The 12,252-nt window shown below is 74.3% G+C and carries 6 protein-coding genes; 4 read left to right on the forward strand and 2 right to left on the reverse strand.

Annotation, left to right across the window (positions count from 1 at the left end):
• Positions 1-209: 209 nt before the first annotated feature.
• Positions 210-1,451, reverse strand: a complete 1,242-nt coding sequence (locus ACFXGX_RS37135; RefSeq protein WP_384800831.1) for a serine/threonine-protein kinase — start codon at positions 1,449-1,451, stop codon at positions 210-212.
• Between the two features lie 193 nt (positions 1,452-1,644).
• Positions 1,645-3,315: a serine/threonine-protein kinase gene (locus ACFXGX_RS37140; RefSeq protein ID WP_384800834.1), complete on the reverse strand. Its 1,671-nt coding sequence runs from the start codon at positions 3,313-3,315 to the stop codon at positions 1,645-1,647.
• A gap of 511 nt (positions 3,316-3,826) precedes the next feature.
• On the opposite strand from ACFXGX_RS37140, the gene ACFXGX_RS37145 reads away from it, so the two are divergent.
• The 4 genes from ACFXGX_RS37145 (at position 3,827) to ACFXGX_RS37160 (ending at position 12,115) form a co-directional block, all read left to right on the forward strand.
• Positions 3,827-7,828 (forward strand): FHA domain-containing protein, encoded by a 4,002-nt coding sequence (locus ACFXGX_RS37145; RefSeq protein ID WP_384800873.1) that lies wholly within the window; start codon positions 3,827-3,829, stop codon positions 7,826-7,828.
• Between the two features lie 352 nt (positions 7,829-8,180).
• Entirely contained in the window at positions 8,181-9,587 is a 1,407-nt protein-coding gene (locus ACFXGX_RS37150) for an ABC transporter substrate-binding protein (protein WP_384800837.1), read from the forward strand.
• Positions 9,588-9,840: 253 nt separating this feature from the next.
• A complete protein-coding gene (locus ACFXGX_RS37155) occupies positions 9,841-11,121 on the forward strand; it encodes a carbohydrate ABC transporter permease (RefSeq protein WP_384800840.1) in 1,281 nt (426 codons plus the stop codon).
• Positions 11,122-11,203: 82 nt separating this feature from the next.
• Complete coding sequence (locus ACFXGX_RS37160) at positions 11,204-12,115, forward strand: carbohydrate ABC transporter permease (RefSeq protein ID WP_384800843.1); 912 nt, start codon at positions 11,204-11,206, stop codon at positions 12,113-12,115.
• Positions 12,116-12,252: the final 137 nt, after the last annotated feature.

A 12,252-nucleotide genomic window follows, 5' to 3' on the forward strand; every position in this document is an offset into this window, starting at 1 on the left:
CGCGCCGCGCCGGCCCGCCCCGGCCCCGGGGGCGCTGCCCCCGCACCCCCGCTCCGCAATCGCCGGAGGGGCTGATTTTCAGCCCGTCCGGCGATTGAGGACGAGGCCGTCAGGCCGAAGCGGGGGTCTGGGGGCGGCAGCCTCCAGGAACGGGACGGGCAGGGGCGGAGGGGGCGAGCAAAGGCCTGTCCCGGCGCGCCGGCCGGGGATCACGGGGAGGCCGGGGCCGAGTTCTTCGTGTCCTGGGGGGCCGCGTCTCCGTCGTCGGAGGTGGCGAGCCAGGTGCCGACACCCGCCGCCGCCACCAGGACGGCAGCCGCCACCCCCAGCGTGATCCGCCGCCGCCGGGCGGAGGCACGGTGCCGGGCGGACCCGGGACGGGGCGCGCCCGCGGCCCGGGGCGCGCGAGCCGTCCCACGGGCACCGCCGGCCAGCTCGTCGGGTGCCGGCACCCGCATCGAGGTGTGCGTGTCCCGGTTCGAGTCGGGCGCGGCCCCCGGCACCAGGGGCACGGCCCCGCGCCGTTCACGCGCCGCGGCGGGCGCGGCCGGCTCCGCGCTCTCCTCGTACTCCTCGTCCCCGTCCGCGGAGTCCGCGTCCGGGGAGTCCACGTCCAGCGGCGGCATACCGGCCAGCAGCGGGAGCTGCTCCCGCAGCCGTGCGCCCAGCTCGGAGGCCCGCAGCCGGGACGCGGGCGCCTTGGCCAGACACTGCACGATGAGCTGCCACAGCTCGTCCGGGATGCCCGGGAGCGGGACCACGGTCTCGGTGACATGGCGGCGCAGGACCGCGCCGGGGTGTCCGCCCCCGAACGGCGTGAAACCGGCGAGCAGCTCGTAGAGCACGGTCGCCAGGGCGTAGATGTCGACGGCGGCACGCGGCGGCAGGCCCTCGATGATCTCGGGCGCGAGATAGTCCGGCGTGCCGATGATCTTCGTCACCCGGGTCCGGCGGGGCGAGTCGATGAGCTTGGCCACGCCGAAGTCGGTCAGGAGGGCCGGGTGGGAGCCGCCGGGGCCGAGCGGGCCCTGCATGTCGAGCAGGACGTTCTCGGGCTTCACGTCACGGTGGACGACCCCGGCCGCGTGCGCGGCGGCGAGTGCGTCCGCCACGTCGGCGACGATCGCGACCGCGGCCTCCGGGGCGAGCCGGCGTTCCCGGTCGAGCCGGGTGCGCAGGTCGGTGCCCCGTACGAGGTCCATGACGAGGGCGAGGTCGTTGCCGTCCACCACCAGGTCGCGCACCGCCACCACGTGGGGGTGGTCGAGGCCGAGCAGCGCGGTGCGCTCCTGCACGAAGCGCCCCACCAGCTCCTGGTCGGACGCGAGGTCCTCGCGCAGCAGCTTGATGGCGACGGGCCCCTCGGGTCCCTCGCCGAGCCACACCGTGCCGGCGCTCCCCCGCCCCAGGATCTGGTGCGCGGTGTACCTGCTGCCGATCTTGCGTGCCAAGACTGCTCCTACAGACGCGTGTTGCCGCTTAAAGTACGCGCCCGCGGAGCCAACCTTCACGCCCGGGACCGAAATCACCCATCAGGTGTCGACAAATCGCCAGAGTCGGCCGCCCCGGTCGCCGGAGTCGGCTGCCCCGGAGCTTGGGACAGGTCGCACGAGAGCCCCGGATCAGCCGCCCGGGCTCCCCGGGTCAGTTGCCCGAGCCGCCCGAGGGGTCCTTCGAGCCGAGATCCCCTATCCAGCCGCTGACCTGGTCGTACCGGTAGGTCAGCTCGTCCCAGAAACCCCTGGTGGAGTGGATCCAGCCTTGGAGGGGGCTGAACTCCCAGACCAGCCAGCCGGCCACGAACAGGATGACGATCGTGAACAGGCACCCCTTGAGGCAGCCGAGTCCCGGGATCTTCATCGGGTTGGAGCTGCCCTGGCGGGGCTCGCGCTGACGGGGGGCGGGCTGCTGCGGCCGCTGCGGCTCCGGCGCGTACCGCTGCGGCTGGGGCTGCTGCTGGGGCGCGGGGGCGTAGCGCTGCTGCTGGTGCTGCGGCGCGTACTGCTGCTGCGGTTGCTGCTGCTGCGGATAGCCGTATCCGGGCGGCGGCTGCTGGCCTCGCTGCGGACGCTGCTGCTGGGGCTGCCCCTGCGGCCGCGCGACCTGGCGCTGCGGGCGGCGGCGCAGCGGGTCCTCGTTCGGGTCGAGGTACTGGACCTGCGTCTGTTCGTTGCGGTCGCGGGCCGCGCGCATCTGGTTCTGCCAGGGGTGCGGGTCGTCGCTCTGGCCGGGCTGTCCGCCCGGCTGGTTCTGCGGGACCGGCGGCAGCACGGCGGTCGGGTCGGCCGCTCCCGAGGTGTGCGGCAGCACGCTGGTGGCGCCGTACGGGTCGTAGGAGCCCGCGCCCTGCGGGAGCACCTGGGTCGGGTCGGCCGAGCCGGGCATGTCCGGGACCCGCGCCGGGGCCGGGTCGGGGCCGAGCAGGGCGCCCACGCCCTCGGCCGCGGCGATCTGCGCGGGTGAGGCGTGCACCCCGACGCCCGCGGCGACGGCCCGCAGTGCGCGGGCGAGGTTCTCGGCGCTGGGCCGTTGGTCCGGGTTCTTGCGCAGGCAGCGCTCTATGACGGTCCACAGCGGGTCCGGGACGGTCGAGGGGCGGCGCGGTTCGGCGCTCAGGTGCTGGTGCAGCACTTCGAGTGCGGAGCTGCCGGCGAACGGCGGGCGGCCGGTGACCAGCTCGTACATCAGGATGCCGGCGCCGTAGATGTCGACGGCGGACGTCTGCGGGCGTCCCTCGGCGGACTCCGGGGCGACGTACGCGGGCGTGCCGACGAATTCGTGGGTCCGGGTGAGGCCGGGGGAATCGGCGAGCCGCGCGATGCCGAAGTCGGTCAGCATCGGGTGCATCTGGCCGGCGTCCTGCTTGAGCAGGACGTTCGCGGGCTTCAGGTCGCGGTGCACGACACCGTCGGCGTGGCTGGCGGCGAGCGCGTCGGCGATCTGGGCGGTGAGCAGGGCGGCCGCGACGGGCGAGAACGGTCCGTTCTCGCGCAGGTAGCGGTGCAGGTCGGGACCGTCGATCAGGTCCATGACGAGGGCGAGGAGATCTCCCTCGACGACGAGGTCGCGCACCCGCACGATGTTCGGGTGGGTCAGGCGCAGCAGCACCGACCGTTCCCGGAGGAAGCGCATCACGATGTCGGCGTCACCGGCGAGCTCTTCCTTCAGGACCTTGATCGCCACGGTCTCGCCGGGCTGTCCCGCGACGGCCGCCTCGGCGCCGGCGGTCTCCCGCTGGCTGGCGCGCCAGACCGTGCCTGTGGCGCCGCGCCCCAGCGGCTCCTCCAGGAGGTACTTGCTCCCTACCGGCCGCACGTCATGCGCTCCCTGTTGCTTGCTTGCCTGGTCCGTCCACCGTGATCACCGTGGTACAGGAGATTCCGACCCACTCTAGTGCCGCCCTGCCCGGCAACGGGCTGTCCCGCCCGTGTGCTTTCCCATAGGTCCCGTACGCACCTGTGGTTCACATAAGGGCACCTGTGGTTCGCATAAGCGCTTACGTGGGCGTCCCCGTCCATGTTCGACGGAAAGTCGCTCGCATGTGTTCCACGGAAAGACGCTCACTCCGGTCGCTTGGTTGCCCGGACCGGGCGTGAGCGATCTCAAGCCGACATCGGGAGGGCACTGGTCAGGAACTTTTACGGGCAGAGCCGACCAATCAAGATCACTTACGGGTGGGGGGCGGGCGTGTTGTCGGTGGCAGGTGCGAGGATGCCTCCAGTTACTGGCCGACGTGCCCGTGTGCGGTGGGGGGATCTGCGGTGGGGGACCGCAGCGCAGCCTCGCCCTCGTCGCGGCGCCTGTGCTGAAGGGACCCCTGACGGCGATGCAGATCCGGCTGACCGTCGTAGACCCGCTGGGCCCGCCCTCGGAACCGCGGGGGCGAGCCACGGCCTGCGATGTGCTGGTCACCGCGCCCGCCGGGACGGCGCTGGCCGCGGTCGCGTCGGGGCTGGCCGCGGCGGTCGGGGGAAGCGGGGGCACCTCGCAGGGCGAGCGGGGCCGCGAGTCCGGCGGGGGCCAGATCGTGCTCTACGCGGGCGCGGAGCGGCTGGACGCCCAGCGCTGCACACTCGGCGAGCCGCCGCTGACCGACGGCGCCGTGCTCAGCCTTGGCTCGCCCGCCGAGCCCGGTCCCGACCTGGACGACGTGTCGGCCCAGCTCCATGTGGTCGCGGGACCGGACGCCGGAGGCGTGCACCTGCTGCACGGCGGCCAGATCCGCATCGGCCGCTCCGCGGACGCCGACGTGCCCCTGGACGACCCGGACGTGTCCCGCCTGCACTGCGCGGTCACCGTCACCCCCGAGGGCCGCGTCTCGGTCGCCGACATCGGGTCCACGAACGGCACGACACTCGACGGCTCCCGCGTCGGCGGCCGCCCCGTCCCCTTCACCGCGGGCGCGCTGCTGCGCGTCGGCGAGTCCGCCCTGCGGCTCGCCCCGCCGGGCGGCCCGGGCCTCGTGGAAACCGCCCCGGACGGCGAGGGCCATGTGCGGGTGCGGACCGGGTCCGCCGAGGACGCCCCGACCCGTTCCGGCGGGTTCGCCGGGGACGCTCCCGCCCAGGCCGGCGGGTCCGCCGGCCACGGCACTCCGGCGGGTGCCTCCACCACCGCCCGGACCGGTGGGTTCGCCGGGCACGGCGCCACCGGCCGGCCGGGCACGGCCTCCCCGGGTTCCACCTCCCCCGCGGCTTCGGCCGCTTCAGCGTCCTCGGCGACGTCCGCGGCCCCCGCGACCGCCGACGGCTTCCCGGGGGAAGCCTCACCGGGCACCACCGCCCCCGGACCGGGCGCCTCGCAGCCGCGCGGTGCCGTGCCCCACGCGCGCGGGGAGAGCGCCTCCCTCGCCCAGAGCGGTGGTCCGCCTCCGTCGGGCGAGACGCATCACGCCTACGGGACCGCGGAGTGGGGCGCTTCCGCGGGCGGCGTCCCCGGCGCACTGGAACACGGACGGGCCGTGCCCCTGGCCGTACCGGAACAGGGCCGGGCACCGCGGATCGAGAGCGGCCCGCGGGGCTCGACGACGAAGGGCCGCGGCACCGGCACGTCCGCGCGCGAGACGGGCGGGCCCACGGGCTCCGGCGGCGCGGACGGGGCGGGGCGGGCCGACGCGGAGGCTTTCGGCCCCGGCGCCGCCGACGCGTCCGGCGCCCCCGGTGCGGGCATCCCCTCCGCCCGCACGGGCACGCCCACGCGCGGCACGGACATTCCGCCGGGCGTGCGCAGGCGGGGCGGCATCGGCGCGTGGGCCCGGCGTCTGGCGGGCGGCCGCGGAGGACCGTCCCCGGAGCGGGAGACGTACGAGGACGGCGCCGTCGCGGTGGAGGAACTCCTTCCCGCCGTGCGGCGGTCGCCCGAGAGCTGGCCCGATCCGGCGACCCTGCTGCTCACCGCGATCGGCCCCGGTCCCCGGCTGTGGGAGCGCGGCCCCGGCCACCCCGAGGCACTGACGGTACGGCTGGGCACGGCCGACCGGACGGCGCCGGACGGCTCGGGCCTGCTGCCCGCGGTGCCGGTGACCGCCGGGCTGCGGGAGGCCGGCGCCCTGGGCCTGGCCGGACCGCGGGCGCGGCTGACGGGGCTGGCCCGCGCGGTCGTCGCGCAGCTCGCCGCGCTGCACTCCCCCGACACCCTGGAGATCGTCCTCATCAGCACCGACCGGACCCGCCCGGTCGACGAGCGCACCGCCGAGTGGTCCTGGCTCGGCTGGCTCCCTCATCTGCGTCCCGCCCACGGCCAGGACTGCCGTCTGCTCCTCGCGTACGACCGTGAGCAGGCGGCGGCGCGCACGGACGAGCTCCTGCGCCGCCTGGAGGACCACCTGGCGGAGGCGGAGGAGGCACCGCGCGTACGCCGTCCGCTGTCCGGGAGCACCGGTGCCACGGTTCCGGCCGCCCGGTCCGGGACGCACGACACGGAGGCCGGGCGCGCCGGACACGTCACCGCGTCGGGCGACGGCGGCTCGCCGAGCGCGGCACGAAGGCCGTCCTGGGCGCGGGCCGACGACACGGACGAGGGGTACGACGGCCCGTACACGGTGGTGATCGTGGACGGGGACCCCGGGGGCGCCGACGTGCGGGAGGGCCTGACGCGCCTCGCGCACGAGGGCTCGCGGGCCGGAATCCATCTGGTGTGCCTCGCCGAGACCGTCGCCGCCTCGCCCGCGTCGCCGGTGACGGAGACCTACGAAGCGGCGTGCGAGGTGTCGCCGGCGTTCCGCGAGTGCGGGGCGGTGGCCTTGCTGAGCGGGGACGTGGCCACGGCGCTGCGGCTGATGCGGGTGGCACCGGGCGGCAGCGGCGGGCGCGCCCCCGAAGCGGCACCGCACGGCGGACCCGACGGCGGCGGGCGGAATTCCTCCGGCGCCGCGCCCACCTCGCCGGCGCACTCCGGTCCCCGGCACGCGGGAGCCACTCACACGGGCATCCCGCGCCCGGCGTCCGGACGGCACACCGGTTCCGGCGGCCGCGCCGACGCCACCTCACGCACGGGCCGTACGTCCTCCGGCGCCGCGGGCCAGTTCCCGCGCGGCCCCGTGGGGCACGGCACCGTCGCCGCCGTGGACGCCGTGTCCCTCGCCTGGGCCGAGCGGTTCGCCCGGTCCCTGGCACCGCTGCGGACGGACGGCACGACCGGGGACCGGCACACGCGCGTGTCGGCGCCCCTGCCCCAGACGGCCCGTCTGCTCGACGAGCTGGGGCTGGCGCGGGCCACCCCCGCCTCCCTGCTGGCGCGTTGGGCGGACGCGGCGGACGACAGCGAGGCGTTCGGCGGACGGGCGCGGGCGGTGCTCGGCGCGGGCCCGCGCGGACCCGTCGCCGTGGACCTGCCCGTCGAGGGCCCGCATCTGCTGATCGAGGGCCCGCCGGGCAGCGGCCGCACGGAACTGCTGCGCTCGGTCGCCGCGTCCCTCGCAGCCGCCGAGCGGCCCGACCGGCTCGGGATCGTCCTGATGGACGGACGTGACGGAACCGCGGCCCACGGCGGCGCGGGCGGCGGGGAAGGCCTCCAGGTCTGCACCGACCTGCCGCACGTCACCACCCACCTCGTGGCCAACGACCCCGTGCGGATGCGGGAGTTCGCCCAGTCGCTGAGCGCCGAGCTGAAGCGGCGGTCCGAACTCCTAGGCCGGCTCGGCTTCGCGGAGTGGCATGCCGGGCGGACGGTCCCCGGCCGGATCGTGGCCCAGCGCTCGGGCGGAAGCTCGTCGGGCGGGACCTCCTCCCTGGGCGCCTCGGACCTCGACACCCCGTCCAGCTCGACGCTGCGGCTGCGGCCCGCCGCCGCGCACCGGCAGCCCGAGCCGGGGCCGCCGCTGGCCCGCCTGGTCGTGGTCGTCGACGATCTGGACGCCCTGCTGGCACCGCCGCTGGGCTCCCCGGGACGCCCGGCGGCCGGTTCGGTCGTACGGGCGCTGGAGGCCGTCGCCCGGGAGGGCGACCGGCTCGGGGTCCACCTCGTGGCGGCGTCCGGCGCCGACGGCCGTACGGCCGCGTCGGAACTGACGCGTTCCGCCGCGCTGCGCGTCACCCTGGACGCGCCGTCGCCCGGACCGGAGGAACCCGCCCCCGGGCGGGGCCGGCTGCGGCTCCCGGACGGCCGGGAGATCCCCTTCCAGGGCGGGCGGGTCACGGGACGCATTCCGCGGACGGCGACCCTGCGCCCCACGGTCGTCCCCCTGGAGTGGCACCGCATGGGCGACCCGCCGGCCCGCCGCCCGGTCCGCGAGCTGGGCAACGGACCGACGGACCTGGCCCTGCTCGCCAGCGCACTGGAACGGGCCGCGCGCTCCGTCTCCGCGGCCGAGATGCCCTCGCTGCTGTGATCCGCGGCCGGAAGACCTGACGCCACACCCCGGCCCGGACACCCTGACCGCCGCAAACCGGCGGCCGGGGCGGCCCGGCCGCCGGAAGCCGCGGCCGGGACGCCCGCGCCGTCGGAAACGGCGGCCGGCGGACCGCACCCGCGCACGTCACGGCGTCGGCGCCGCTCCCGCCCCCGTGCGGCCGAGCGACGTCGGCGTGCCCCGTGACCGTGACGCGACGTCACGACCCCGTCACGATCGCCCACTTGACACCACCGGCGGTCTTGCCGCCCCCGAGTGGGCAGGCGTAGACCGGAGTGATCCGGGCAGCAGCCGCTTTGACGTTCGACGAAGAACGAAGAACGGGGCAGTGATGCGCAGCATTCCTCAGATACGCAGGTCGCCCGATCACTCCACCCGACGCTCGCGCGGAGCCGCGCGGGCCGCGGCGGCAGCCGTCGTCGCGGGCGCGCTCACGCTGACGGCGTGCGGTGGCGGCGGCGATGACGGCAAGGGAAGCGACGGGGGCAAGGCCACGGAGAGCGGCGGCGCGGGCTCCGTCACCCTGCCCAAGCTCGACGGCGCCACCCTGGAGGTCGCCGCCGTGTGGACCGGGGCGGAACAGGCCAACTTCAAGAAGGTGCTCGCGGAGTTCGAGAAGCGCACCGGCGCGAAGGTCACCTTCGTACCGGCGCAGGACCCGATCATCAACTTCCTCGGTTCGAAGATCGCGGGCGGCGCGCCCCCGGACGTGGCACTGCTCCCCCAGGTCGGCGCCGTGAAGCAGGCCGTCGACAAGGGGTGGGCGAAGCCCGTCGGCCCGGACGCGCAGGCGCAGTTGACGAAGAACTACGCGCAGGGCTGGCAGGACCTCGGCAAGGTCGGCGGCAAGCAGTACGCCGTGTACTACAAGGCCGCCAACAAGTCCCTGGTCTGGTACAACACCAAGGTCTTCGAGAACGCGGGGGCCAAGGAGCCCACGACCTGGAAGGAGTTCCTGGCCACCGCGCACACGATCTACGACTCCGGTGTCACGCCCGTCTCGGTCGGCGGCGCCGACGGCTGGACGCTCACCGACTGGTTCGAGAACATCTACCTCTCCCAGGCGGGCCCCGAGAAGTACGACCAGCTCGCCCAGCACAAGATCAAGTGGACGGATCCGTCCGTGAAGGACGCGCTGACCACTCTGGCCCAGTTGTGGGGCGACAAGAACCTCATCGCGGGCGGCCCGGACGGCGCGCTCCAGACGGAGTTCCCGGCCTCGGTCACGCAGACGTTCACCGGCGGCGACCAGCCCAAGGCGGGCATGGTCTTCGAGGGCGACTTCGTGGGCGTCAACATCGCGGAGACGAAGGCGAAGATCGGGACGGACGCGAAGGTGTTCCCGTTCCCCGCGGTCGGCGACAAGGCGCCGGTGGTCAGCGGCGGTGACGCGGCCGTCGTCCTGAAGGACTCGAAGGCGGCCCAGGCGCTGCTGACGTTCCTCGCCTCACCCGACGCGGCGACGATCCAGGCGAAGCTCGGCGGCTACCTCTCGCCCAACAAGAGCGTGCCCGACTCCGCGTATCCGAACGCGGTCCAGCGGGCCATCGCCAAGGCGCTGATCGCGGCCGGCGACGACTTCCGCTTCGACATGTCCGACCAGGCCCCGCAGGCCTTCGGCGGCACGCCCGGCAAGGGCGAGTGGAAGGACCTGCAGGACTTCCTGAAGAACCCGAAGGACGTGGCGGGGACACAGGCGAAGCTCGAATCGGACGCCGCAGCGGCCTACAAGGGCTGATCCGGCCATGACGTCGGCGACGGCCGGGGGCACCGCACAGGTGCCCCCCGCCCGTAAAAGCAAGTGCGTGTGCGGGGACCGCGGGCTAGTTGTGGTGATCTTCCGGCTGGGCGCGCGGGTGGTGGTGGGGGGGCTCCCCCCCTCCTCGCCGCCCCGCCCCGCGCGCGGCGGCTCACGCGGGGAGCGCGCGGGGGGGGCGCGGGGGGGCCCGGGCCCCCCCCCCCCCCCCCCCCCGGCCCGTACACGCAAGAGCGTGACCGGGACCCGCAGGACAGTGGTGGTGCTCTTCCTGCTGCCCGCCCTGGTGCTGCTCGGCGCGCTCGTGGTCTACCCGATCGGGTACTCGGTCGTCCGCAGCTTCTACGACCAACAGGGCGACGGGTTCGCCGGGTTCGACAACTACAAGGCGCTGTTCACCGACGACGGCATCCGCACCGCGCTCAAGAACAACATCATCTGGGTGGTGTTCGCCCCGACCGTCGCGACCGCGCTGGGGCTGATCTTCGCGGTGCTGACCGAACGGGTGCGCTGGGGAACGGCGTTCAAGCTGGTCGTCTTCATGCCGATGGCGATCTCGATGCTCGCCGCCGGGATCATCTTCCGGCTGGTGTACGACCAGGACCCGGACAAGGGCGTCGCGAACGCGGTGTGGGTGGGGGTGCACGACACCTTCGCCCCGGCGTCGGCGTTCCCGAAGGCCCACCCCGGCCGGGAGTCGCCCCTGACGTCCGACAAGGGTGGGTTCGTCACCCGGGACGCCGTGCACACCGGGCAGTCCGTCGCCCTGCCGCTGGTCGGCGTCGCCCCGGACCGGATGCCGGACAGCGCGAGGAAGGCGGTGCGGGCGGCCACGGATCCCGGCAGGGTCGCGGGCACGGCCTGGCAGGACTTCACCCGCGGGAAGGGCGTCGGCAGGCTCGGCCAGGTCGACCCGAGCGAGCTGGGCTACTCCGGGATGAGGATCGAGGCGGTCAAGGACGGCGAGGTCGTCGACTCGGCGAAGGTGGGCGACGACGGCACGTTCTCGCTCTCGGGCAAGGCGGACGGAGCACGGCTGCGGCTGCCGGCGAGCAACTTCGCGGAGCCGTACAACGGGGTCGACTGGCTGGGCCCGTCCCTGGTCACCCCGGCCATCATCGGCTCGTACGTCTGGATGTGGGCGGGCTTCGCGATGGTGCTCATCGCGGCGGGCCTGGCGGGGATGCCGCGCGAACTCCTGGAGGCCGCCCGGGTCGACGGGGCGAACGAGTGGCAGGTGTTCCGCCGGGTCACCGTGCCGCTCCTCGCGCCGGTGCTCGCGGTCGTCGCCGTGACCTTGATGATCAATGTGCTGAAGGTCTTCGACCTGGTGTTCATCATCGCGCCGGGGTCCTCCCAGGACGACGCGAACGTGCTGGCCCTGGAGCTGTACCGCAAGGGCTTCTCGGAGGGCAGGCCGGGCGTGGCGAGCGCCATCGCGGTGTTCCTGCTCCTGCTGGTGATCCCGGTGATGGCCTTCAACGTTCGCAGGCTCAGGCGGGAGGTGCGGCGATGACGGCACACGTGTCTTTCGGCCGGGGGTCCGGGTGTTGTCCCCCGGAGCGATGCAGCCGTCGGCTCAGGCGGGAGGTGCGGCGATGACCACACATGCCGGACAGTTGGCGAAGACCGTGCCCGCGACGGCCGTGAACAAGGCGCGGCCCTCGCTCGGTTCACGGATCGCGAGTGGGCTCGGCGGCAGTGTCGTACGCGTCTTCCTGCTGCTCGTCGGCCTGTTCTGGCTGGTGCCGACGATCGGGCTGCTGCTGTCCTCGCTGCGCAGCCCCGAGGACATGGGCGGCAGCGGCTGGTGGAAGGTGTTCAGCGCGCCCTCGCAGCTCACCGTGGACAACTACCAGAGGCTCCTGGAGAACAGCGACATCACCAACTCGCTGCTCAACACGGTGCTGATCACTGTTCCGGCGACCCTGCTGGTCGTCGTGATCGGCTCGCTCGCGGGATACGCCTTCGCGTGGATGGAGTTCCCCGGCCGCGACTGGTGGTTCCTCGGCGTGGTCGGTCTGCTGGTCGTCCCGGTGCAGGTGGCGCTGATCCCGATCGCCGAACTCTTCGGGAAGATCGGCGTCTTCGGGTCGGTCACCGGCGTGGTCCTCTTCCACGTCGGCTACGGACTGCCCTTCGCGGTGTTCCTGCTGCGGAACTTCTTCGCGGAGATCCCGAGAGAGCTCCTGGAGGCGGCCCGGCTGGACGGCGCGGGCGAACTGCGCCTGTTCACACGGGTCGTGATGCCGCTCGGCGGTCCCGCGATCGCCTCGCTGGGCATCTTCCAGTTCCTGTGGGTGTGGAACGACATGCTGGTCGCGCTGGTGTTCTCCGACTCGGGGAGCCAGCCCATCACGGTCGCTCTCCAGACACAGGTGCGCCAGTTCGGCAACACCATCGACGTGCTGGCGCCGGGCGCCTTCATCTCGATGGTGATCCCGCTGGCCGTGTTCTTCGCGTTCCAGCGGCAGTTCGTCTCCGGAGTGATGGCGGGCGCGGTCAAGTAGGCAGGTCGCGGGGGTGCTTGAGGGGCGGGGCCGACCCCCGCCCCCCCCCCCGGGGTAACCCCCCCAAATCTGGTGGTTAGCCCCCCCCCCCCCACAAACAACGCTAAGCACAACCGCCGGGTCCCCGCGCCACCCCC

Source organism: Streptomyces sp. NPDC059371, from assembly GCF_042751995.1.
Lineage (GTDB): Bacteria > Actinomycetota > Actinomycetes > Streptomycetales > Streptomycetaceae > Streptomyces.